The organism is Fictibacillus nanhaiensis, assembly GCF_036213205.1.
In the GTDB taxonomy this organism is placed as follows: domain Bacteria; phylum Bacillota; class Bacilli; order Bacillales; family Fictibacillaceae; genus Fictibacillus; species Fictibacillus nanhaiensis_E.
Genome location: NZ_JARMFC010000018.1, coordinates 132,578 through 156,272 on the forward strand (window position 1 = coordinate 132,578; position 23,695 = coordinate 156,272).

A 23,695-nucleotide genomic window follows, 5' to 3' on the forward strand; every position below is an offset into this window, starting at 1 on the left:
ACAAAAAGTGTTGAAGCAACTTGTGCCTCAACACTTTTTTATCATCATTTATTTGGATTTATGCTTAGGTGTATAGTCGGGATAGTCGGTAATGATGCCATCAACACCTGCATCTAATAGTGGTTGTACTTCTTGCTTGTTTCGAACCGTCCAAGCCATGATTCCCATATGTCGCTCATGTACTTCATCTACGATTGAAGAATTAACAAGCGTCCTGCTAGGATTTACGAATTCAGCATATGAAGCTAACTCATCGAGCTTCGCTTCACTTAAGTCAGCTGCATTGGAAGTAAGTACGCCAACAGGCACTCTAGGAAGCAGCTTGTCCATCTGTTGCATAGAGCCAAACTCGAATGATTGAATGATAATCTTATCATGAGCTGGTAGATGCATGTTACGTTCCTTGATAGCTGCAGCTACTTTTTCTTCAATTTCAGGATAGTAATAGGTTGCTTTTAATTCGATCAGGATACCAGTCTTTCCGCGGAACTCATCGAGTACTTCTTCAAAAGTGGGAACTTTCTCACCTATAAATTCTTCCCCAAAATAACTCCCAGCATCAAGTTGACGAATTTCTTCTAGCGTATGATCTTTTACATATCCCGTCCCGTTCGTTGTTCGATCTAACGTTACGTCATGAATAACAACGAGCTCACCGTCTTTTGTTTCTTGTACATCAATTTCAATATAATCGGATTTCATATCTACACCTTTATGGAACGCGGCCATCGTATTCTCTGGGGCATAGCCTGACGCCCCTCGGTGTGCGACGGTTTGAACGCGATCTGACGGGTCGTAAGCGAGTGTGGAAGTGCTGTAGATCGAACCGATAATCCCCATTGAAAGTAGTGATGCAACTGCTGTCTTCTTTATGCTCATGTTATTCATCCCCTTGTCATTGTATGGTCCGTGAACCTGCTTGCCTCATGCAACAAGCAGGATCACATTCATTATGCTAACAAAGGAAAACGGGGAAAGAATGGTCAGAACCTCCCTAGTATTTTAAAGAAAAAAAGGTCTATTTGAGGGGATATCTTAACAAAAGGCTGTTCTGTAAAGGTGGGGTGAAGGAGATGTCGCTACTGTAAAGGAAAAGAAAAAAACCAGGCATTTAAACGCCTGGTTTCTGAAGGTCTTCCGGATGGTTAAAGTTTCTCGCAATATAGATAAACGGTGTGGATGCAGCAGATACCACAAACTTAATCACATAAGTCGTAAAGAAGATCTGAATCCAAACATCCCATGTAAAAACACCAGCAAACGCGATCGTACAAAAGATAAGCGTGTCGATCAGCTGACTTACCATCGTGCTTCCATTATTACGAATCCAAAGCTGGTCAGGGCGTGAAAACTTTTCCTTGAGCTTCGCAAAAAGTTTAACATCTAGGTACTGACTGATTAAGTAAGCAGCCAGACTACCAATCACAAGGCGAGGCATAAATCCAAAGATGGCTTCAAGATGCGGCTGGAAGATGTCGCTTTCGTGAGGCTGGAAAACGAGCACCATCTGCATGATGATCGTCGTCATAATGAGTGTGAAGAAACCGAACCATACCGCTTTCTTTGCTTCTTTTTCTCCGTACTTCTCGTTAATTAAATCTGTTGCTAAATAGATCGTTCCGTAGATCACATTACCGAGAGTCATAACAAGCCCGAACATCTCGATCGTTTTAACAACTTGCAGGTTAGCAAGAATGGTAGCCGCTGCAATCCAAGCAAACAACCCTGTTCGGCCGAACCACTTGTAGCATGTTAAAAACAATATAAAATTAACCAGTGCAAAAGCTACACCAAAATAAAAATTAAACATAAAAATTCCTCCTAGTTTTGATAACGCGGGAGTTTTCGAACCGCGAAACACTTTTAACACAACAGTTCCCCATTATAAGGCAGTTTTTGTAATTAATCAATAAACCATATAAATATGTAGTGAATGAGTAGTTTATAATCTCTTTCTTTGTGCAATACATAGTGTAGATTGATTACAGGAAAAACGGAAATACTGCTTGTAAACGATAAAGCACACTAAGGAGCACGTGTATGATTACTTTTGATAATGTTTCTAAGGAATACCGAGATGGAACTTCTGCAGTTCGTGATTTGAACTTAACGATACATCCAGGAGAATTTTTCGTCGTGATTGGTCCGAGCGGTTGTGGAAAAACGACGATGCTTAAGATGATTAACAGGCTAATCAGTCTTACAAAAGGTACGATTTCTATCGATAACAAGAGAATCAGTGATTACAATATTGATGAATTGCGGTGGAATATCGGGTATGTGCTTCAGCAGATCGCCTTGTTTCCGCATATGACGATTCTAGAGAATATTAGCATTGTTCCCGAATTAAAAGGATGGGACACAGGAAGAATTCGCAAAAGAGTGGACGAGCTTCTTGATATGGTCGGCTTAGACCCTGAAACGTATCGAAATCGGAAGCCTAGTGAACTTTCTGGAGGACAACAACAGCGAGTGGGTGTCGTTCGAGCGTTAGCAGCAGATCCTAACATTATTTTAATGGATGAGCCTTTTAGTGCACTTGACCCGATCAGCAGGGAAAAGTTACAGGAAGATCTTTTTAATCTGCAAAGAAACATAAAGAAAACAATTGTTTTTGTGACGCATGACATGAAGGAAGCTTTGAAACTGGGAGACCGGATTTGTGTAATGAATGAAGGATCTATCGTACAAGTTGGAACGCCTGAAGAGCTGCTTGAAAATCCCGCAGATGATTTTGTAAGAAATTTTGTAGGAACAGAGAGTGTAAGTTCTGTAGAAAATATGGATTTACGAAAACTAGTCATTCCATTGAAAGCTGATGAAATTGGGTTAGATTATCAATTACCTTCTATTTCTGTAAAAACGAGTATTAAAGAGGCACTTGATATCTTAACCCGTGAAAATGAAGTTACGGTTGTTGAGCATGATGCAATTATAGGCACATTGAACAGACAAGCTGTTATTCAACATCTTGCAGATCACTTGCAGGAAAGAGGTAGCAGAGATGAATAGTTCTTTGCAAGTATTTCAAGATCGAAAAGGTGAACTACTAAGTGCGCTGATCGAGCATATTCAAATTTCGTTTATCGCTCTTCTCTTTGCTGTGGTGATTACAATCCCTCTAGGCATCTATTTAACGAAAAAACAAAGAGTGGCTGAACCGATTATCGGAGTGACTGCTGTGCTGCAGACGATCCCTTCACTTGCTCTTCTAGGTCTATTAATCCCGTTGTTTGGGATTGGTAAGGTGCCGGCGATTATTGCTCTAGTCGTATATGCACTGCTCCCGATTTTAAGAAACACGTATACAGGAATTAAAGAAGTCGATTCCTCATTAATTGAAGCGGCGCGAGCGATGGGAATGAACACGAGGAAAAGATTGATGAAAGTAGAACTTCCTTTAGCGATGCCTGTTATTATGGCAGGAATTCGAACTTCTATGGTCTTAATCATTGGAACAGCAACGCTTGCAGCTTTGATAGGAGCGGGCGGACTCGGTGATATTATCTTGCTCGGAATCGATCGTAATAACACGATGTTGATCGTACTTGGAGCAGTCCCAGCTGCGTTGCTCGCGATCTTGTTTGATTTTCTCCTCAGAAGGTTCGAGCTTCTGTCGTTTAAACGGGCGCTAACAACCGTCAGCGCATTTTTGATAGCTGCTCTTTTAGTCATAATTGTTCCTTTTGCGATGAAAGGTGGACAAGAAGATATCGTTATCGGTGGTAAGCTTGGATCTGAGCCTGAGATCTTAATCAACATGTACAAACTTTTAATCGAAGAAGAAACGGATCTAAATGTTGAGCTAAAGCCAGGGCTTGGTAAAACTTCCTTTGTATTTAATGCGCTAAAATCAGGAAGTGTTGATATCTATCCTGAGTTTACAGGCACGGCAATCGCTGAGTTTTTAAAAGAAAACGCAACAAGTACAGATAGCGATAAAGTATATGAACAAGCAAGGCGTGGGATGGAAAGTGAGTTTGACATGGAGCTATTAAGCCCGATGGCATATAACAATACGTACGCCCTTGCTGTTCCTGAACAGTTGGCGAAAGAGTACAACTTAAAGACGATTTCTGATTTGAAGAGTGTAAGCCAAAGTCTGAACGCAGGATTTACGTTAGAATTTTCGGATCGTGAAGATGGTTACAAAGGAATCCAGAAGCTCTATGATATTCAGTTTGCGAATGTAAGAACGATGGAGCCGAAGCTAAGATATAACGCAGTGAAAAAAGGAGAGATCGATGTCGTGGATGCCTATTCTACAGACAGCGAACTGCGTCAATTTAAGCTTACTGTTTTAGAAGACGATAAAAAGCTGTTTCCTCCTTATCAAGGTGCACCGATGCTTCGTAAAGAAACGCTTAAAAAGTACCCAGAATTAAAGGAAGCTTTAGAAAAGCTTGCAGGCAAAATTACAGATGATGAAATGCGTGAAATGAACTATAAAGTGAATGTTGGGGGAGAATCACCTAAGAAAGTGGCGGAGGATTTCTTGAAGGAGGAAGGGCTTCTTTAAGCTTCTACCATCATTCATTAAGATTCGACAAAAATTTCCCGGGAAAATAAAACATCCATGCAGATCTTTGCCTGCATGGATGTTTTTCGTAGTCTAAAAATCAACTTTAACTGTTAGAGGATCTGAAATAGATTTTTTCTGATCATCAACCACTTCACTAGAAGTAATGGTTATTGTTTTTAGATTTTCTACATTGGTTTTGTTTAAAATAAATCCTAAACTACCCATTTTCTCTTCTCCAGGTTTGATCTTTCCGTTTAATTCTTCAAGGTAAAAGTCTTCTTTCCACGTTACAGTTTCTCCTTGATCGGTTTTAATTTTAGCAGTTGGATTGAAATGAACACTTTCCTTGCCTTTATTAGTGATTTTTAGGTTAACACGTACATAAGGAAATTCATCTTGTTTTGTATAGCCATGAAAAAAATCAATTAGGTCTACAGACGGTGCATAGTGTAAAACTTTCACTTCATCAATCGTAAGCTCAATTGGTTCAGACTTTAGTTGTTTATTAACTTTAGCATATTTCTTTAACGTGATCGCCCCATCTTGGTCTTCCACTTTTTTGTTAATTTCCGTTAGGCTTGTATCATCTGAAGCTTGAGAGCTATCGGTATAGGTTTGTTTTTCTGACTGATTTTCAGTTTCGGCTTTATTTGACTCATGCTGCTGATGGTTTTCGTGGGTATCTTTTTTCTTATCCGATTCTGACGCGCAGCCCGTTACTAGCGAAGCTGATAGAATCAGCATGATCCAACCTTTGAAAGACATGGATGCACCTCCTAAAAGATAAGCATCCCGTAAAAAAAACGGGATGCTTTTGGGTTAGATTGACCAAATTGGACAAAAATTATTTTCCAAATGAAGATTTAGTTTTTTCTAAGATAGAAAAAATCTCTTTAGCTGTGTCAGTATTGTCAATCTTTCCAGAGAATTTCTCCATTCCTGGTCCGTATGCATAGACGTTTACATCTTCACCGGTATGTCCGTCTGTTGTCCAACCAGTACCTGTGCGTATATCAAAGATTTTTTCGATGGCGTTATCGATTTCTAATACATTACCGCTTTTTTGTTGAGCAGCTTTAACTGACTCAATTTCTTCTGAAGTCAATTCGAGGTCGATGTATTTCTTTAATGTTTCTTCTACAGGTGCTCCATTTGCGATTTGTTTTGCGATGAAGTCAGGCGTTTTCTTCGCCGCTTTAATAGCAGATGGATCCCATTTGTAATCTCCATCACGGCCCATTGTCATTCCACCTGTTGAGTGGTCAGCTGTTGTGATGACAAGAGTGTGCTTGTCCTTTTTAGCAAATTCAATGGCCGATTGGAAAGCTTGTTCAAAGTCTTCCATTTCGCTCATTCCTGCAACAACATCATTGTCGTGACCAGCCCAGTCAATCTGGCTTCCTTCAACCATTAAGAAGAAGCCTTTGTCATTCTTATTCAATCGGTCTAATGCTGAGTTTGTCATCTCTTTTAACGAAGGCTGTTCTTGTGGACGATCAATTTTTTTATCAAGCTCTTTTGGAGCAAACAATCCAAGAACCTGTTCATTGTCATCTTTCAGCATCTGATCCTTGCTCGTTACGTAAGAGTAGCCGTCTTTTTTAAATTCATCGGAAATGTTGCGGTCTTTACGCTCAAAATAGCTAGTACCACCGCCAAGTATTACATCTACTTTATGCTTCCCGTTCACCATATCATCGTAATAATCATCAGCAATTTGGTTGTAATTTTCACGTGATTCATCATGTGCACCAAAAGCTGCCGGTGTTGCATGATTAATTTGAGAAGTTGCGACTAATCCGGTGGACTTGCCATTTTGCTTCGCTTGCTCTAGAACGGTTTTAACATCTTGTTTTTCCATATCAACAGCAATAGCACCGTTATAGGTCTTGATTCCTGCAGACATTGATGTAGCAGCTGCAGCTGAATCTGTTACACTTTCTTTCTCATCATGTGAATAAGTGGACTGCATTCCCACTAAATAGTCATCGAATTTTGTTTCTTCCATCATCGGTGTTTTTGGATTATCTTTAAAAGCACGATATGCGGTCGTATAAGTTGGCCCCATACCATCACCAATTAAAAAGATAACGTTTCTTATTTCATTCTTCTTATTCTTTTCATCAGCAGATGCTTGATTTATAACTAAACCACTAATGGCGAGTGTTCCTGCCACTGCAACAGATAGAACCTTTTTTGAAATAGTCATAATTGCCTCCTGTTGTTTCGAGTTGTCTTACAGTGAGGAATTATACTCCGATAATATTTTGATAAGATTATGAGAATGTTAAGATTGTGTAAACGTCTGGGAAAAAGGTGCTATGTAGCCTGAGGATTGCGCGGGTAGAAAGTAGTAGATATGATACGATTTGTCGAAAATCGGATAAAAAAATTTATTTACGGATATAATTCTATTTAGTACGGAATTATTGCTGTTTACCTCGTATATAAATGAAATTACCTCGTAAAAAAAGTGGAGTGTCTGCCTTAAACGGGCAGATATCAAATACGTCCACTAGGAATATATAAAAAAGAAGCTAGACTCAACATTATGAGCCTAGCTTCTTTTCATTCAATCCATTAAACAGTTTGAACTGCTTTTTCAAATGCAATTTCAGCTGAAACGTAGTCATAACCAAGGTCAGTTGCTACTGCTTCGTATGTTACGAAACCGCCAGCTGTGTTAAGACCAGCTTTAAGAGATGGGTTTTGAGCGATTGCAGCTTGTGCACCTTTGTTAGCGATTTGAAGTGCATATGGAACTGTTACGTTCGTAAGTGCGATCGTAGACGTACGAGGCACAGCACCAGGCATGTTTGCTACTGCATAATGAACAACTCCGTGCTTGTCGTATGTTGGGTTGTCATGTGTCGTGATGCGGTCAACCGTTTCAAAGATACCACCTTGGTCGATAGCAACATCAACAACAACAGATCCTGGAGTCATTGATTTGATCATTTCTTCAGTTACCAATTTAGGCGCTTTTGCTCCTGGAATTAGTACAGCTCCGATAACTAGGTCAGATTCAGCTACAGCTTGTGCAATGTTTAATGGGTTAGACATTAATGTTTGGATGCTGTTTCCGAAGATGTCATCTAGTTGACGAAGACGATCTGGGCTAAGGTCGATGATTGTAACGTCAGCGCCAAGTCCGATCGCAACTTTTGCTGCGTTCGTACCTACAACACCGCCACCGATGATTGTTACTTTACCGCGACGTACTCCTGGAACACCTGCAAGAAGGATACCTTTTCCGCCTTTTGGCTTCTCAAGGAACTGAGCACCGATCTGTGCAGACATACGTCCTGCTACTTCACTCATTGGCGTTAATAGAGGAAGTGTACGGTTGAACTCTACAGTTTCGTAAGCGATCGCAGTAACGCCGCTATCTGTTAGTGCTTTTGCCAATGCTGGCTCAGCAGCTAAGTGTAAGTAAGTGAAAAGAATAAGGTCTGAACGGAAATATTTGTACTCAGATGCTAAAGGTTCTTTAACTTTCATAACCATTTCAGCTGACCATGCGTCTTGTGCTTCTGCTACGATTTCAGCACCTGCTGCTGCATAATCTTCGTTTGTAAATCCGCTGCCTACGCCTGCGTTGTTTTCTACAAGCACTTTGTGGCCTGCTGCTGTAAGTGTAATAACCCCTGATGGCGTAATCGCTACGCGGTTTTCGTTATTCTTAATCTCTGCTGGAATTCCAATAATCATTTGTGAATCCTCCTATATAAGTAAACTCTTTGAGTGCGTTTTCAATTGTGATTTCAGTATAGTTCGAGAGACTAAGCTTTTCATTGTGGGGAATCTAGAAAATGAAAAAAAGCATTTGTGATAATTCACAAATGCTCTTGTTTGAATAAACGGTTCATCTTGAAATCAAGATAGATCATTATTTTCTGATGAGGGCTCTTCATATCGATATTAGTAAGCTCGCTGATTCGCTTTAGTCGATAAAGTAATGTGTTCATATGGATATGAAGCACTTCTGACGCTTTGTTTAAGTTCTCATCTAGCGTTAGATACGTTTCCAATGTGTGATAAAGCTCAGTCTTGTGTTGAGCGTCATATTCCTGAAGCGTCCAAATCATTTCGTTATAGTAGCTCTGTCTTTGTTGTTTTTCATAAATGGCATCTAAAAATTGGTAGATACCAAGTTCATGATAGCCGTTTAGAGCTAACGTTTCTCCGCCTAGTTTTTCTTGAACTGCTAATACACTTGAAGCTTCTTTATAACTTTTTTCCACGTTTGAAAAAGAGGAAACGAGACTGCCGTATGCCGCTTTAATGTCAGACACCGAAAACCGTTCTTTCATATGTGTAAAAAAGGACTCTACAAAGGATTTAGAGAGCTCTAAAGGCGGTTCTTTGCCAACAGGGGAGGCGAGAAGTAGCATTTGATTCGCGTCTGCCGCTGATAAGAGAACATTAATTTTCTGGTTGACCGCAGCGAGATACAGAATATCTTTTTCGATAGCAGGTGTGATCTCATCTTCTAGCTGCAAAATAAAAACAGCCGCTGGGAGGACCGGCAATATGTTGAGTTCGTGAAGCTTCTCTAAAATATGCTCTTCTTGAGGCAGGTTCCCGGTGAGCATCTTCCAAAATAGTTCTTGCCGGTTTTCTTCTTTCTTTTTTGTGCCGATCTGCATCTGAAGAAGTTGGCTTTTTGCTGAAGCTGCAGCGAGCTTCAATAATTGCATATCATCTGATGTTAATTGTTTTTCCACTTCAAGGACCCAAATATAGCCGAGAACTTCGTTGTTTTTTCGGATAGATACAGCCACACGGTCACCAAGCCCGACTTTTTGTATGGTGCCGACACGAACAGGATCATCACTCTCTTGCAGTCTAGGGATCACGCCGTCTTTCCAGAGACTGTTCACTACTTTTTCAGGCACGCGCCGTCCAATGATTGTCGCGATTCGCGCAGGATCTGTTCCGTCTTCATGTGTACTGTATGCAAGGAGTCGATGATTCTGATCTTCTATTGTTACAGGGCACGACAAAACGTCGCTAATCTTGTCTGCTAAATTTTCAAGACTGCCGAATGTTCCTTTAAAAGGATCAGTTTGAAAGCTCTTCATAACATTTGTCTCCCGCCATTAGTTTCTCTGCTTACATTCTACCGAAAAAGGGAATTGGATTACAGGAGAAAAGCGATGGATTGTAGAATTGGTAATACAGGAATGGAATGTAAATGAATGGGAGGCCTTTCTAATGAAGTTTAGTGAATTTACATATGAACGTCCTGATGTTACAAGTCTAAAAACGGAATTTGAAGAAGCGGTACAGGTTTTTAAAGACGCGAGTTCAGCGGATGAGCAGAATGAAGCGATGAAAAAAGTCGTTGCTCTTCGTAATAGTTTTGAATCAAAAGCTAGACTGGCTAAGATACGCCACACGATTAATACAGAAGATGTTTTTTATAAAGAAGAGCAAGCATTCATGGATGAAAATTTGCCAGTCTATCAAGGGATGGTCACTGCGTTTCATGAAGCGCTCGTTCAATCTCCTTTTAAAGATGAGCTAGAGCGTAAATGGGGCAGTCAGCTGTTCCGTTTGGCTGAATTAAAAGTAAAAACATACTCTGAAGATGTACTAGAGGACCTCAAGCAAGAAAACAAATTGAGCTCAGAATATGTGAAAGTCATGGCATCTGCAAAGATCGAGTTTGACGGAAGAGAGCTCAACCTTGCGCAACTCTCTCCATACGTTCAATCTGCAGATCGCGAAACGAGAAAAGCTGCGAGCAAAGCCGCCAACGCTTTCTTAAGTTCGAACGAAGAAAAGTTTGATTCGATCTATGATGAACTTGTTCAGCTTCGTACAGGAATCGCGAAAAAATTAGGGTACTCGACTTTTACAGAGTTGGCGTATGACCGAATGGGAAGAACGGATTATAACGCCGCAGATGTAAAAGTGTTTCGTGAGCAAGTTAAAGATATTATTGTTCCACTTTGCACGAAGTTAAAGAAGCGTCAGCAAAAGCGCATCGGACTCCATGAGTTTAAGTTTTACGATGAACACTTCAGTTTTACAACTGGCAATCCTAAGCCCCAAGGAGATGCAGAGTGGATCGTCAATCAATCCAAGCAGGTTTTTAGTGGTTTATCGCAAGAAACAGGAGCGTTCTTTAACTATATGGCAGAAGATGAGCTCATGGATCTTGAAAGTAAAAGTGGTAAAGCACCTGGTGGGTATTGCACGTATCTACAGGACTATACGGCGCCGTTTATTTTCACGAATTTCAACGGCTCAGACAATGACGTTCGCGTGCTGCTGCATGAGATCGGTCATGCGTTCCAGATGTATACGAGTAGAGTGTTTGAAGTACCTGAATACCAGTTCCCGACGCTGGAAGCTTGTGAGATCCACTCGATGAGTATGGAGTTTTTAACGTATCCGTGGATGGATAAGTTGTTTGGTAAGGACACAGAAAAATATTTATACTCTCACTTAACGGGTGCTGTCGAGTTCATCCCGTACGGTGTTGCGGTTGATGAGTTTCAGCACTTTGTATACGACAACCCGGACGCGACACCATCTGAACGACGTTCGAAGTGGCGAGAGCTTGAGAAAACATATTTACCACATCGTGATTATGATGGGCTAGAGTACTTAGAAAACGGTGGTTTTTGGCATAGACAAGGCCACATCTTCCGCTCGCCTTTCTATTATATTGATTACACGCTCGCGCAAATCTGTGCTCTTCAGTTCTGGAAACGTGCTGGCGAGGATTCTGAGCGTGCATGGGAAGACTATTTCGCACTTTGTCAAAAGGGAGGAAGTCTGCCTTTTACAAAGTTAGTTGAAGAAGCTGGCTTGATCTCTCCTTTTGAAAAAGGATGTGTAGCGTCTGTGGTTGGCGAAGTGGAGAAGTTCATTGCTACAGTGGATGAGGAGCAATTTGCGAAAGCTTAATTTATATAGGTGGTAGGATGAGAAAACCGGCCGTGTGCCGGTTTTTCTTTTGTGTGGGCGATGGGATGGTGGGTCAGGGGCAGGGGGTATAACTACTGCAGAAAATGTCGACAAATGACATCTCGTGGATAAATCGGCAAAACTTTTGGATTCAAGTACGAAACTCGTGGATTCAATACAAAAACTTGTGGATTGATGCTGAAAACTTCTGGATTGAACTTCATCCATACCTGGAAATACCCCAGGGAGTATTCCTGCTAAGTTCTTCATTTTTTGAAGAATTATTGACACTTGGATGGGGAATGCTGTTTTCAGCTGCCTATATGTTTGTGAATAGGGTCTTGAGTGGTAAAATAATAAGGAATCTTAGAAGTTTTAAAGACTTTTAGTGGAAAAGGAGTAATACAAAATGGCTGAAACAAAACAGCGTAACTATACACCGCTAATTATCGGACTATCTATCGCGATTAACGTACTTGTGGCCGTGTTGTTCTTCCTGCCAGAGTATGAGGGAGATATTGCTTTTGATGTAACGTTGCTGCCGCGATTGAACGCGATCTTTAACAGCTTTACATTCGTATTTTTGCTCGCTGCTCTTTATTTTGTTAAACAAAAAAACATCACGCTGCATAAGCGCTTTATCTTGGCGGCATTTACGAGTACTACGTTTTTCTTGCTGTCGTATGTAACGTATCACTACTTAACAGAATCTACTTCTTATGGCGGTGAAGGTCCGCTTAAGTACGTTTATTTCTTCATTTTGATCACACATATCTTGCTTGCGATCGTTATCGTACCTCTAGCGTTAATTACAGTTACGAGAGGCTTTAACATGCAAGTGGAGAAGCACCGTAAAATTGCACGTTGGACAATGCCGTTATGGCTGTATGTGAGTTTGACAGGTGTTATTGTGTATTTGATGATCGCGCCTTATTATTCATAAAAAAACAGAGGACTTTTGCTGAAGACGTGGATACAGCAAAAGTCTTTTCTGTAGCGAGAGGAAAATGAGAGATGAGATGGTTTTGGATCATACCTGTCATGCTATGCGGATTTGGGATTGCTGTTATCGTTTATGGCATCCGTTATCAAAAAGAAGAAATTGAGCATAAAAAGCAGTATGATGCGCATTACAAAGGTGGCCGTGTCTCGGAAACATTTTTCGGTGCTATGGTAGAATTTATCTTTGTAACGGTTATTGATAAGCTGGTAGGCTTTTTTCCGAAATGGTTCATCAAGTTCTTCATCTTCATTATCGGAGCAGGTTTCTTAAGCCTCGGTATCTATTTTTTTCAAGACATGCCTCGAAGGTTTTAATAAGCGATTCCTACACGTGACTGTAAAAAATCATTATTTTGTAAAAGAGAAAACGCAAAATGAGCGGTGTCTCCAGTACTGATTCGAGAGCCGTCGATAGGTAACAGGTCTTTTTCCGTTCGATACGTGCCGGTAGGTTCTCCGTCTGGCAGATATGTTGGACAAACAATCGTCCAATCCAGCCCGCTTTCTTGCAGAAGAGTAAACGCCTTATGATGATCTTCCGCTGCTCTAGTTAGTTTGCGCTTTGATTCAGATGATTGGTAACGAAGCAGATGAGGTTCTGCCCGGCTTTGCAGGATGCCTGCTGTACCAATCGTAATGATACGCGAAATGCCTTCCTTTTTCATCGCTTCAATAAGAATAGGCATACTCTCGGAAAGGACATTAGCTCCATCTGTTGAAAGAGCACTAAAAACGACATCACAGCCTGCCATCGCTTCAGCTATGGATTCTTTACTTAGTACGTCTCCTTTTGTAAATGAAAGCTGACCCAAAATAGAGTGCGTAAACTTTTCGGGGTTACGTAAAAGTGCTGAAACGCTGATTTCATTCTTAAGCGCCATTTTAGTAAAATATTGTCCAACTCTTCCTGTCGCTCCTAGTACGCATAGTTTCATAAAATACCTCCTGATCGTTCTTTTCTTATCATATCATTTAATGTTAACCATAAAAAAATCCCTTACCGAAAGCTCGGCAAGGGATTTTCTTTATTGTAGGGTGATAACATCCGTGTATCGACTGTCGAGTTTATCGCCCCTTTCAGCGAATGCGACAACACGATATTTACCTGGTGCTACAGCTTGTCCGGAAATTTTTCCGTCCCATTGGAAGTCGTTATATTGTTTCGGAACATCTTCGTAGCTGCCGATCAGTCCGATTTCTTTCGTCAGGTTGCTGTCATATAAGAAAAGATTCACTTTGTCTGCTTCAGCAGGGAAGTAAGCTGAAAATGTGAAGGCGTTATTCCCTAGTGCTGTAGCGCTGATGCTAGTGATTGAAGGAAAGTCTGGTTCTTGTACAAAGAGAATCGTCGGTACGACTACTTCGTTTCTTCCGTCGCTGATAGTAATCGATCCTTCGTGATAGCCAGGGGCCATCTTAGAAGCATCTACGTGTACCTTAAACTTTACATCCTTCGAGCTTTTTCCTTTAATCTTCAAGTTCTTGCTTGTTGTTACTTTTACTCCTTCAAGATCTACGTCAAATGAATAATCCTTTGACTTGTTGCTTAAGTTCTTGATTGTAAAACGCTCGTCTCTTACTTCTTTGCCTTTCTTTTTAGAGAAGACACCAAACGAATGGCTGCCAGGTGATACGAGTGTATCCGTTTCAATCGCTTCAACGACACGGATGCTTCCTGCTCCTTGCGTATTATGCGGATATAACTTCCCGGTCGCATCGAATAGATCTTCCGCTGTATTCATAAGAGCTGCTTTAATATCTTCAACATCCCAGTCCGGGTGTGCTTCTAATAAAAGAGCGGCAGCACCCGCAACGTGTGGAGATGCCATACTTGTTCCTTGCTTCGCGCCGTAACCATGCGGATTAGCAGGGTCATGAGTCGGTACAGTACTTACGATGTTGACACCAGGTGCCGAAACATCCGGTTTGATCATCCACGTATCCATGACAGGACCACGAGAAGAGAAGTCAGCCATCAATTCACCGACCTGTTTATCAAACTTGGTACCAAGCGTTACCGTTGTGTTTGGATTAGCGCTTAACAAGCTTTTAAGTTGAACGCCCTCAGCGTTCGTAAGCTTAATTGTTGGTACTGCCATCCCAGGCACATCCACGATCTCACCCGCAACGTTGTTGTAGATGACCATTCCGATGGCACCAGCGTTCTTTGCATTCGTTGCTTTGTCTACGAACGCATAAGTACCGCGTTGTGCTAATACGAGTTTTCCAGCTACGTCTTTTCCGGCAAAGTCAGCTGTTCCGGCTAAGCCCACATCAACGATCGGCAATGTTTTTTCGTTAAGTGCTAACACGGATTCATCAGATGGAAAGCCCATTACTTTTGCAGATGAAAAACTAGCATTTCCTGCTTTTAAAGTAGCAGCATACACGTTGTACGGAAGCTGTGTCGCTCCAACAGAAATGGCTTCCCTTGAAGTACCAGGTGAACCAACCGTCCAGTTGTTGGGTCCGCTGTTTCCGTTAGATGTTACCGCCACAACACCATCAGACATCGCTTGATCAAGTGCGATACTCGTTGCCCAGTCAGGGTTGTTTAACGAGTTTCCAAGAGATAAGTTCATAACGTCAGCGCCGTCTTCTACCGCTTTTTCAACGCCCGCAATTACGTTCTCAGTCGAGCCGCTTCCACCTGGTCCTAATACGCGGTACGCTAACAATGTAGCATCAGGTGCTACCCCTTTAATGCCACCATCTGCCGCAACTGTACCCGCAACGTGCGTGCCGTGGGTAGTTTCAGCACCTCTTGGATCGCCTTTAGGCGTTTCTTGGGGATCGTTGTCATTATCTACAAAGTCATATCCTTTATAATCACCGAATGCTTGATCTAAATCAGGGTGTGTATAGTCAACTCCAGTATCAATAACGGCAACTGTCACACCTTCGCCTGTGTAGCCAGATTCCCAAGCCTGATTAGCACCGATAAAAGGCGCTGAATTCATCATCTGAGGCGAAACATCATCAAAGGATTTGTCACCCATGTCATCCCCTGTTGTGTGGTATTCAACATCTGGATAAACCGCTTTTACACCAGGTGTTGATAAAAGGTTTGGAATTTCGTTTGCTGCAATCTCAAGGGAAAAACCAGAGAAAACATGATCGTATTCATTATTTACTTTATATGTTTTGGAGCGTGTGGAGATTTCTTTCACCACAGCTTCACGTTTTGATTTTAAATTGGCTTTCGTTTGTTTTTGACCCTTCTTTTTTGCTTCTAGTACAGAAGGTTCTTTTAATTCAACCATTACTTTTGTAACATGAGAAGAGTTTAAATTGTACTTCCCATAAAGCGGTGCTAGTTCCGGCTCTGAATTGTTTGTAGATGGAGCAGCAGATACACCAGAAAAAGCAGAAAAAACAAACGTACATGCTAATGTGAAACTAGATGTCTTGCGTAAAAAACTTTTCATTCAAGCGAACACCCCTTATTTTTAATATCACGGTAATATTCTACTGCTGCGTTTAAATCCCTTGAGTATATGGTAAAAACAGATAATAGGTCCTTATATTGGAATTTAGAAGCTGGTCTTTTGACCTGAAATGTTCATGAGCAAAACGTAACGCTAATTCTATAGACCCATGATAAGATGGGAATATTGTTTTTTTTTTAAGAGAAAGCTGTTTTCTAAGAAATTTTTGCTTTTATATCTTTGTTTTTCATACGCTTCATTGAGAAGTTGATTGGAGTGGAAGGTGCGAGACTCCTGCGGGACAGGCAGGCAGTCGGAAGAGTGGAAATGGCTCGTTCAGCACCGACCAGCAAAAGTTGAATGAGCAATGAAGGCGCACTTTGCCTTCTTGAACGTTTAACTTTTGACCTCGAGGGGCTAGCCATTGCAACTAGACAGGTGAGACACTTAAAAGTGAAACGTATAAATGTGGCTCACCGTCTGCCCCGCGGAAAGCGAGCAACCTGAAACGGAAATTAACTACTATCAAAAGCAACAATGAATACGAAAACAGCCTTAGAGAAAGAAGGTGAATGAATGGCTAAAGAGGAAGGGTATGGAACGATTCAGGAGAACCGGATCATTCCATTATGGAGTCTTACGGTATGGCTTGTGGTCATGAACACAACAATGTTTAATGTGGCATTGCCGAGTGTTATCTCACAATTTGATCTGACTCCAACTGCAGGATCATGGATTGTTTCAGGCTATTCGATCGTGTTTGCCTTATCGACGATCACATTCAGTAGATTATCAGATTTTATACCGATTGGAAGATTGCTGTTTACAGGTGTCATCATCTTAGGACTCGCCTCCATCATCGGATATTTTTCAAATAGTTTTGAGTTTGTATTGATTAGTCGTATGGTTCAGGCGATGGGAGCAGGTGCTGTGCCAGGTCTAGGAATGGTGCTTGCCACGAGGTACATTCCGATTTCAAGGCGAGGACGTGCCATGTCATTGATCTCGTCTGCGGCATCTCTTGGCTTCGGGTTAGGCCCCGTAATCGGAGGCGGAATTACACAATTGTTAGGGTGGAATTTCCTTTTTATCGTAACAGGCCTTGTGCTGCTGTTGCTGCCGATATTTAAGGTCTATCTGCCTGTTGAACAAAAACGAGAAGGCTCGTTCGATTTTGTTGGAGCACTGTTAACAGGTGGCGGTGTAAGCTCGTTATTACTCTATCTTTCTTCATTTTCTTGGTATTTGTTGGGGTTGAGTGTACTATTCTTTGGCATACTCGTATTCTATTCAAAGAAAAAGGAAGATCCGTTTATTCGTGTGAGTTTGTTTAAAAACATGCTGTATGTGTCGCTCTTAATCATTGGACTTATTGCGTTTATGACCCATTTTGCGCTGTTGTTCGTGATGCCAGTCATGTTGTCGAACTTATTTGGAAAAGAACCAGCTACGATTGGATTTGTTATCTTTCCAGGTGCCATGCTATCTGCGTTAGCGGCTATTTACGTCGGACGCTGGATTGATAAGTTTGGAAATCTGCCTGTTATGCGAACGGGGCTTTTGGCACTGTTGGTGTCCGTCGTACTGTTCTCCCTTTTTGCAACAAAAGCATTCTATCTGACAGCGATCTTTTACATGTTTACGAGCATAGGATTTTCTAGCTTAACGTCAAGTTTGGCTAATGAAAACTCTAGAATCTTAAGCAAGGATGAAGTAGGATCTGGAATGGGGATGCTGCAGCTTGTGCAATTTTTTGGTGGCGCGCTCGGTGTAGCTGTTGCAGGACTCTTAATTGAGGGACAGCAAGGCATCGCATTAGATGCTATTTATCGTAACGTGTTTATCGTGTATACCGTTCTCGTCGTTATCGCTATTGTGATCTATCGAGTGAAAATAAAAAGAAATGTGAGCTCAGAACTGGAATAAGTTCTAAGCTCACATTTTTTATTTCAGCATCTTAAAATCATAGGAATAGATAGATTTGCCTTTGATAGATTTGAGGATGTCATTTAAGCCTCTAATTTTAATATCTTCAATCTTCTTTCCTTGAGTTAATGAATACTGTTCGATGTAATATTTTTCTTTAAGATTCTCGTCATGTCTGACTACGTAAAGTTGATCGTCATTATAGAAAAGCTCCTCATTATGCCTCACTCCGTCTTTTCGAACGTTTTTCATAGAGAATTTTTTAATTACTTTTTCGGTTTCCGTGTCAAAAGCAAATACCTCACCAAGTCCGTTAGCGTAGTAACAAACGTTGTTATATAAGTGAGCGGAGTTTTTTATATTGAATGGGTAGTGAGCTGTGATATTCTTTTCATTTCTATATGTAGAAATGTTGAACTCATCTTGTGTGTGCGTTTTTTTATTGATCCGATACAGCACAATATCTGAATCCATTGTTTCTTTAACTTCTCCTAGCGTTTTCTGTCCCACAAAATAGTAAAACTGTTCGTCGCTCAAGATTGGAGACAAGCTGCTAAAATCTGCTTCTTTTGAATGATTAATTTTTAGGATGTCTCTAGTATGCATATCCTTTTTAGACAACATCACTCTTCTAATATGAAATTCCTCATTTTGCGTATTTTGAGTTAACACTATAATATTATCTTGATCTACTCCGGAAGCCGCAATATAATGGGGGATGTTTTCTTTATGAAACCCTTCCTTGTTACCAAAGAAGATATTTGAATTATACCCTCCGTTAGCACCAACACCTGTATTAAAAACAGTGAAGTAAAGTTTTTCTTTCTCCAAATATCCCGTTCTTTCACCCGTATACTGGGATTTATCCATGCCAAACTCTTTATATGTGTCTCCGACAAGTCGGATTTTATTTTTGTCCACTAATAAAACTTCATTTTGACTCGCAGCTACACTTCCGAGTTCTAAGCCTTTCATCTTAAATGCATCCGCATCACCTTTGTCATTAATAAAGACGGCTAGGCTTACTCCTTTTCCATCCATGTCTTGATCAGCTGTTGTTGAAAAATAGAGAACAGCTTTTTTATCCGTTAAAAATTTTCCTTGCTTGATCGCTTCATTCTCAATAGTAAGAGAAGCGCTGAGATTCTGACTCCAGTACATCTTATATAGCAATCCACCGATTAAAATAATCAATAATGAAAAGAAGATTATTTTTTTCACTGTAATCACCTTCTTATGAAAACAAGGCAATAAGTGCGTAGTTCTACGTCCTTATTGCCTTATTATTTTTATATATTCCGGACGAGCTGTGTGCCAGGCGCATCCCGGACATCCCTAGGATATACTCCTAACCCGCCATCTACGTCTAAATCTAAGTTTCCATTTAATTTATAAGCTGACCAGACCAGTTTTGAACAGTTCTTATCACCGATATGTGAGGTCGAGCGGTTGGTCACGAAGTTATAAGAATACGCGTCAATGCCTACACGGCTAAACGCCCAGTTTGCAGCGTTATCACGGTTTGAAGAGCTTGTCGTTACAGATTTAACTTGTGCATCTCCTTGATCAACTTTTCGTAAAGTGGTCGAGATCGTTCGCACACCTGTTTCAGGTACAGATTCAACAATGATGTCGCTCGAGTAATACATGCCCACGTGTCCATGGTTCATGTAAGCCGTTTGAGACGCGGTGTAATAGAAGTTTCCTTTCGAACTAGGTCCAACAGAAACGGTTCCTCCACTGCTACCCATTGTGCCGATCTTACCGCTTTGTTGCTTTTCCTTCTTGCTCTTTGTTTCATCCTGTTTTAGTTCTTCGTAGATCTGTTTAAGAAGTGCATCCTCTGTATCGCCTGTGTTCTTTGCGATAGCCTGAACGCTAGACAGCAACTCCGCTGATGTTAAATCTGGCTGCATCATAAGGATTTCATCTTTGTACGAAATCTGATCTTGAGCAAAAGCACTTGGTACCGAAAAAGCTGTGAGACAGAATGCTAAAACACTAGTAACTAGATGTTTTTTCATATTCCAAACCCTCCTGCCGTAATACGGGACCCCTTTGTCGACATGTTCAATTTACCATTTATATACAGGTGCGTAAATACGAAAACGAATAAACAGTAGGGTGGACTTATGAGGGAAATGAAAGATACCCCTAAAGGACTGTGCGGGATTTATATAAAAGGAAAAGAAACAGGTCAAAAGGTATTGCAAAGTACTAGTAAGATTGGATGCATTTCATGTTTGTAAAAATGACCTAGTTCTTGAAACAAGGAATATGGATGGCCCCAAATGAAGTATTCTCTTAAGAGCTGAGGAGTAAATGAGCGCGGGGAATAAATTGTGTGGGGTCAGACCCCTCATTAAACTTTCCATGAAACAGCCGATACTTATTATGAATTGCCTAAACAGGCGAAATTTTAACACAGTAACTTATTTTCGGAGAAAGATGAGGGACGAATTCGTGGAAAGAAACAAAGAACTGATTGATTCATTATTGAAGCTTCAGGAGCTATTAGACACACTACCAGACACTGTAGAGTCCATACCCGCTTTCACACAATACATCCGCTCTTTTTTACGTATTAGACCAACAGGCAGAACATTACCGACTATCGAGATGATGACCACGATCAAGAGACGAAAGCCGAACTTGTATCAACTGTTTAAACGGCATTCGAACGATGACATGCTATCGATGTTAACAAATCTAGATATGGATTATGAGCTCGCTCAACTAAAGATCGAACGCATTCTTCAAGGAGAGGTCATCGCTTAATAAGCGGTGTCTTTTTTATTTTCGGTATTCTTCGTTATAATGGGTGAAAGGAGTGAGGGAATTTGCAAAGTGTTGGATTTATCGGAACAGGTGTAATGGGAAAAAGCATGGCCGGTCACTTGATGAATGCAGGTTATCCAGTCCATGTTTATACGAGAACGAAAGCAAAAGCAGAAGATCTTCTTGAAAAAGGAGCTAAGTGGGCGGACACACCAAAAGAGATTGCTCAAACCTGTGATGTAATCATCACGATGGTCGGATATCCGAAAGATGTGGAAGAAGTCTATCTAGGTGCAGAAGGGTTAGTCGCTCACGCCAAAGAAGGTTCTTATTTAATCGATATGACAACTTCTAGTCCTCAGCTGGCACAAAAAATCGAACGCACAGCTGCTGAACGTAATATCGCAACGCTTGATGCACCCGTTTCTGGCGGTGATATCGGTGCGAGGGATGCCAAGCTATCCATCATGGTAGGCGGTTCAAAATCTGCATTCCACGATATGGAGCCGATCTTCTCAAAAATGGGTACGAACGTTGTTTATCAAGGAAAAGCTGGATCTGGTCAGCATACGAAAATGTGTAATCAGATCGCGATCGCATCAGGTATGATGGGTGTTTGCGAAGCGATTCTTTACGCAGAAAAAGCTGGATTAGACCCAGAGAACGTGCTAAAAAGTATTGAATCTGGTGCTGCAGGAAGCTGGAACCTTAGCAATCTTGGACCAAGAATTCTAAAAGGAGATTTTGCTCCTGGCTTTTATGTGAAACATTTTATAAAAGATATGAACATCGCATTGAAATCAGCGGAAGAGATGGGTTTGTTGACACCAGGACTACAACTTGCAAAGAATCTATACGACGAACTTGCTGAGATGGGTGAAGAAGATAGCGGGACACATGCATTATATAAACGTTTAGCAAACCAAGGGTAATTTACCTTGGTTTCTTTTTTTGCTCTTTACAAAACGTAATAATTACGATTAAATATAGGGTGCATTACTATTAAATTTGAGACGAGTTACTAGATTTCATTCATACCGAAACTAGTATATGAATAAATTAAAACAGACGTGAAAGAGGAGCGTTAGACGATGAAGAACCTTGCAACAAGAGATTCTATAAGAAAAGAAATGATAGGGCTCTTATTGCTAGCTATCTTTATTATTTCTTTTCTATTTATGGAAGAAATTAAAAATGATTCTGTATTTGATAACTTGCCGAGTTCCATCATGCATGTAAACACGGTGTTTCTAAGTATTTTAATAGAAGCGGTTCCTTTTATCTTACTAGGTGTTTTCGTTTCGGCATTAATCCAAACTTTTGTAACAGAACAGCATATCCAACGATTGATTCCAAAGAATCCATTCTTAGGGATTGGTGTTGTACTATTTATGGGAGTGATTTTCCCAGTCTGCGAGTGTGCAATCATACCTGTCGTACGGCGCTTGATCAAAAAAGGACTCCCGCTGCACCTTGGAACGGTTTTCTTGTTAACCGTACCTATCGTAAACCCAGTCGTTATCCTATCCACTTTTTATGCGTTTCGTAACAATATGGCAGTCGTATATGGCAGAATTGGACTAGCACTTCTTGTAGCAATCATCATTGGGTTAATCGTATATTGGGCATTTCGCAATAAAGACCAGCTCAGATCAAACATAGAGCATGGAGCTCATGACCATTCACATGGATTAACGATGAGTCGTTGGAAACAAACGGTATATCACGCATCTGATGAATTCTTTGATACTGGGAAGTTTCTTATCTTTGGTGCGTTTTTAGCGAGTATGTTCCAAGTCTTCATCAATCGTAATGACCTTTTGGCGCTCGGAGGCAACGAGTGGTCATCAACAGGTCTGATGATGGGACTCGCTTTCTTGCTATCTATTTGTTCAGAGGCTGATGCTTTTATCGCCGCTTCATTCGGAAGTACGTTTACAGTAGGTTCGATCATCGCGTTCTTGGTTTACGGTCCGATGCTTGATGTGAAGAACATGCTTATGATGTTCGCTTATTTTAAGACGCGCTTTGTATTTGTTTTAATGGGATTAATAACGCTAACCGTATTTGCTGTAACGATGGTTTATCAATTTGTGGCATAGAAAGGGAGGGAGGAAACGATGAACAAAGAGAGTCGAGATTTTCATACGTACTTAAGAGGTATCATCTTAATCGGTTTTATGCTTTTGCTGATCGGATTAATCACAACAGGGAAGCTGAATTACTATGTAGCACCGAAAATGCATATCTTTGTCTATTTTGCGATTGGTATATTAGGGATACTAGGTGTGATGCAGTTCTTTAGAAGGTCCGATGAACAGCATGATGATGCATGCGGGTGTGGTGTAGATCATACACCTAAGGGCAGACCGCTTAAGCAATTCTTCATCTATATGGTCTTTGTAATTCCTCTTCTTACAGGTTTCATGATTCCAGAAAAAGCGATGGATAGTTCCGTTGCTGAGAATCGCGGCATTCGTTATGGAACAGGATTGTACGCGAAACCAGCACAAAAAACAGATGATGGTAAAGTGACCACAACACAAAACATCGATGTTGAAGCTTATTTAGATGATCCAGAAGGTTATATTAAGGAGATGGAAAAGAACGTAAAGGAAGAAAATCCGGTCGAAACTTATGATGTTACGAAGTATTATAAAAAGTTCGGAAAAGAACAGTTAGCGAAGAAAAAAGTGAAAGTTACATCTGATCACTATCTCGATACAATGACTGTTTTGGATATCTACCTTGATCAGTTTAAAGGAAAAGAAATAGAAACGACAGGATTTGTGTATCGTGAAGACGGAATGAGTGAGAATCAAGCCGTTATTGCGCGCTTTTCGATGAACTGCTGCAGTGCAGATGCAGTTGTCTATGGAACCATTATTGAAGGCGATGACGTTTCAAAACTTAAAAAAGACGAATGGTACACCGTAACAGGAACCATTGACGAAACAGAATTAAACAAAGTCCGTCTGCCGTTAGTGCAGGTTGATTCTTTAGAAAAAATCAAGCCACTCAAAGATCCTTATGTGTACCCGAGCCCAGAGAGTTTGGGAGCGTATTGACATACTAGGACAAAGTAAAAAGGACCCCACATTGAAGTGACCCCTAAAAG

Annotated in this window: 20 protein-coding genes; 10 read left to right on the forward strand and 10 right to left on the reverse strand. The window is 40.8% G+C overall.

Features of this window, described 5'->3' with window-relative positions:
• Positions 1-48: 48 nt before the first annotated feature.
• Positions 49-879: a glycerophosphodiester phosphodiesterase gene (locus P4V41_RS16650; protein ID WP_328086267.1), complete on the reverse strand. Its 831-nt coding sequence runs from the start codon at positions 877-879 to the stop codon at positions 49-51.
• 232 nt (positions 880-1,111) lie between these two features.
• Positions 1,112-1,810, reverse strand: coding sequence for a queuosine precursor transporter (locus P4V41_RS16655; protein ID WP_328086268.1), 699 nt, complete (start codon positions 1,808-1,810; stop codon positions 1,112-1,114).
• 230 nt (positions 1,811-2,040) lie between these two features.
• On the opposite strand from P4V41_RS16655, the gene P4V41_RS16660 reads away from it, so the two are divergent.
• The gene (locus P4V41_RS16660) at positions 2,041-3,012 is read left to right on the forward strand and encodes an ABC transporter ATP-binding protein (protein WP_328086269.1); all 972 of its coding nucleotides are present in this window, start codon (positions 2,041-2,043) and stop codon (positions 3,010-3,012) included.
• Entirely contained in the window at positions 3,005-4,519 is a 1,515-nt protein-coding gene (gene opuFB / locus P4V41_RS16665; protein WP_328086270.1) for an osmoprotectant update ABC transporter permease/substrate-binding subunit OpuFB, read from the forward strand. Before P4V41_RS16660 ends, opuFB begins: the two co-directional genes overlap by 8 nt.
• A gap of 93 nt (positions 4,520-4,612) precedes the next feature.
• On the opposite strand, the gene P4V41_RS16670 is transcribed toward opuFB, so the two are convergent.
• The 4 genes from P4V41_RS16670 to P4V41_RS16685 form a co-directional block, all read right to left on the reverse strand.
• Positions 4,613-5,287, reverse strand: a complete 675-nt coding sequence (locus P4V41_RS16670) for a DUF4352 domain-containing protein (RefSeq protein WP_328086271.1) — start codon at positions 5,285-5,287, stop codon at positions 4,613-4,615.
• 79 nt (positions 5,288-5,366) lie between these two features.
• On the reverse strand, positions 5,367-6,731 hold the full coding sequence (locus P4V41_RS16675) for an alkaline phosphatase (protein ID WP_328086273.1): 1,365 nt from the start codon (positions 6,729-6,731) through the stop codon (positions 5,367-5,369).
• A gap of 371 nt (positions 6,732-7,102) precedes the next feature.
• Positions 7,103-8,233, reverse strand: a complete 1,131-nt coding sequence (gene ald, locus P4V41_RS16680) for an alanine dehydrogenase (RefSeq protein ID WP_328086275.1) — start codon at positions 8,231-8,233, stop codon at positions 7,103-7,105.
• A gap of 125 nt (positions 8,234-8,358) precedes the next feature.
• A complete protein-coding gene (locus tag P4V41_RS16685) occupies positions 8,359-9,606 on the reverse strand; it encodes a PucR family transcriptional regulator (RefSeq protein ID WP_328086276.1) in 1,248 nt (415 codons plus the stop codon).
• Between the two features lie 133 nt (positions 9,607-9,739).
• Between P4V41_RS16685 and P4V41_RS16690 the strand changes: the two genes are divergently transcribed.
• The 3 genes from P4V41_RS16690 to P4V41_RS16700 all read left to right on the forward strand — a co-directional run bounded on the left by P4V41_RS16690 (position 9,740) and on the right by P4V41_RS16700 (position 12,760).
• The gene (locus P4V41_RS16690; RefSeq protein ID WP_328086277.1) at positions 9,740-11,443 is read left to right on the forward strand and encodes a M3 family oligoendopeptidase; all 1,704 of its coding nucleotides are present in this window, start codon (positions 9,740-9,742) and stop codon (positions 11,441-11,443) included.
• A 409-nt stretch (positions 11,444-11,852) separates the two neighbouring features.
• Positions 11,853-12,386: a DUF420 domain-containing protein gene (locus tag P4V41_RS16695; RefSeq protein WP_328086279.1), complete on the forward strand. Its 534-nt coding sequence runs from the start codon at positions 11,853-11,855 to the stop codon at positions 12,384-12,386.
• Between the two features lie 71 nt (positions 12,387-12,457).
• Positions 12,458-12,760: a hypothetical protein gene (locus P4V41_RS16700; RefSeq protein WP_328086280.1), complete on the forward strand. Its 303-nt coding sequence runs from the start codon at positions 12,458-12,460 to the stop codon at positions 12,758-12,760.
• Here the strand turns inward: P4V41_RS16700 and P4V41_RS16705 are convergent.
• A complete protein-coding gene (locus tag P4V41_RS16705; protein WP_328086282.1) occupies positions 12,757-13,380 on the reverse strand; it encodes an SDR family oxidoreductase in 624 nt (207 codons plus the stop codon). The genes P4V41_RS16700 and P4V41_RS16705 overlap by 4 nt on opposite strands.
• 90 nt (positions 13,381-13,470) lie before the next feature.
• A complete protein-coding gene (locus P4V41_RS16710) occupies positions 13,471-15,873 on the reverse strand; it encodes a S8 family serine peptidase (RefSeq protein ID WP_328086283.1) in 2,403 nt (800 codons plus the stop codon).
• Between the two features lie 576 nt (positions 15,874-16,449).
• Here P4V41_RS16710 and P4V41_RS16715 point away from each other — a divergent pair.
• A complete protein-coding gene (locus tag P4V41_RS16715) occupies positions 16,450-17,799 on the forward strand; it encodes an MFS transporter (RefSeq protein WP_328086284.1) in 1,350 nt (449 codons plus the stop codon).
• Between the two features lie 18 nt (positions 17,800-17,817).
• Here P4V41_RS16715 and P4V41_RS16720 read toward each other — a convergent pair whose 3' ends face one another.
• Positions 17,818-19,020 carry a hypothetical protein gene (locus tag P4V41_RS16720; RefSeq protein WP_328086285.1) on the reverse strand — a complete coding sequence of 401 codons (1,203 nt, stop codon included), beginning with the start codon at positions 19,018-19,020 and terminating at the stop codon, positions 17,818-17,820.
• Positions 19,021-19,088: 68 nt separating this feature from the next.
• Positions 19,089-19,823, reverse strand: a complete 735-nt coding sequence (locus P4V41_RS16725) for a hypothetical protein (protein WP_328086286.1) — start codon at positions 19,821-19,823, stop codon at positions 19,089-19,091.
• A 439-nt stretch (positions 19,824-20,262) separates the two neighbouring features.
• Here P4V41_RS16725 and P4V41_RS16730 point away from each other — a divergent pair, with 439 nt between their 5' ends.
• The 4 genes from P4V41_RS16730 (at position 20,263) to P4V41_RS16745 (ending at position 23,645) form a co-directional block, all read left to right on the forward strand.
• Positions 20,263-20,577 (forward strand): hypothetical protein, encoded by a 315-nt coding sequence (locus P4V41_RS16730; RefSeq protein ID WP_328086287.1) that lies wholly within the window; start codon positions 20,263-20,265, stop codon positions 20,575-20,577.
• 62 nt (positions 20,578-20,639) lie between these two features.
• Positions 20,640-21,509 carry an NAD(P)-dependent oxidoreductase gene (locus tag P4V41_RS16735; protein ID WP_328086289.1) on the forward strand — a complete coding sequence of 290 codons (870 nt, stop codon included), beginning with the start codon at positions 20,640-20,642 and terminating at the stop codon, positions 21,507-21,509.
• 159 nt (positions 21,510-21,668) lie between these two features.
• The gene (locus tag P4V41_RS16740) at positions 21,669-22,679 is read left to right on the forward strand and encodes a permease (protein WP_328086290.1); all 1,011 of its coding nucleotides are present in this window, start codon (positions 21,669-21,671) and stop codon (positions 22,677-22,679) included.
• Positions 22,680-22,697: 18 nt separating this feature from the next.
• Positions 22,698-23,645, forward strand: coding sequence for a TIGR03943 family putative permease subunit (locus P4V41_RS16745; protein ID WP_328086291.1), 948 nt, complete (start codon positions 22,698-22,700; stop codon positions 23,643-23,645).
• The last annotated feature ends 50 nt before the right edge of the window (positions 23,646-23,695 follow it).

Bases quoted from the DNA above. Each gene is read 5' to 3' on its own strand.
- P4V41_RS16745 (WP_328086291.1), top strand. From the start codon at position 22,698: ATGAACAAAGAGAGTCGAGATTTTCATACGTACTTAAGAGGTATCATC.
- P4V41_RS16740 (WP_328086290.1), top strand. From the start codon at position 21,669: ATGAAGAACCTTGCAACAAGAGATTCTATAAGAAAAGAAATGATAGGG.
- P4V41_RS16700 (WP_328086280.1), top strand. From the start codon at position 12,458: ATGAGATGGTTTTGGATCATACCTGTCATGCTATGCGGATTTGGGATT.
- P4V41_RS16650 (WP_328086267.1), bottom strand. From the start codon at position 879: ATGAGCATAAAGAAGACAGCAGTTGCATCACTACTTTCAATGGGGATT.
- P4V41_RS16725 (WP_328086286.1), bottom strand. From the start codon at position 19,823: ATGAAAAAACATCTAGTTACTAGTGTTTTAGCATTCTGTCTCACAGCT.
- P4V41_RS16660 (WP_328086269.1), top strand. From the start codon at position 2,041: ATGATTACTTTTGATAATGTTTCTAAGGAATACCGAGATGGAACTTCT.
- P4V41_RS16705 (WP_328086282.1), bottom strand. From the start codon at position 13,380: ATGAAACTATGCGTACTAGGAGCGACAGGAAGAGTTGGACAATATTTT.
- opuFB (WP_328086270.1), top strand. From the start codon at position 3,005: ATGAATAGTTCTTTGCAAGTATTTCAAGATCGAAAAGGTGAACTACTA.
- P4V41_RS16670 (WP_328086271.1), bottom strand. From the start codon at position 5,287: ATGTCTTTCAAAGGTTGGATCATGCTGATTCTATCAGCTTCGCTAGTA.
- P4V41_RS16710 (WP_328086283.1), bottom strand. From the start codon at position 15,873: ATGAAAAGTTTTTTACGCAAGACATCTAGTTTCACATTAGCATGTACG.
- P4V41_RS16690 (WP_328086277.1), top strand. From the start codon at position 9,740: ATGAAGTTTAGTGAATTTACATATGAACGTCCTGATGTTACAAGTCTA.
- P4V41_RS16675 (WP_328086273.1), bottom strand. From the start codon at position 6,731: ATGACTATTTCAAAAAAGGTTCTATCTGTTGCAGTGGCAGGAACACTC.
- P4V41_RS16685 (WP_328086276.1), bottom strand. From the start codon at position 9,606: ATGAAGAGCTTTCAAACTGATCCTTTTAAAGGAACATTCGGCAGTCTT.
- P4V41_RS16655 (WP_328086268.1), bottom strand. From the start codon at position 1,810: ATGTTTAATTTTTATTTTGGTGTAGCTTTTGCACTGGTTAATTTTATA.
- ald (WP_328086275.1), bottom strand. From the start codon at position 8,233: ATGATTATTGGAATTCCAGCAGAGATTAAGAATAACGAAAACCGCGTA.
- P4V41_RS16695 (WP_328086279.1), top strand. From the start codon at position 11,853: ATGGCTGAAACAAAACAGCGTAACTATACACCGCTAATTATCGGACTA.
- P4V41_RS16715 (WP_328086284.1), top strand. From the start codon at position 16,450: ATGGCTAAAGAGGAAGGGTATGGAACGATTCAGGAGAACCGGATCATT.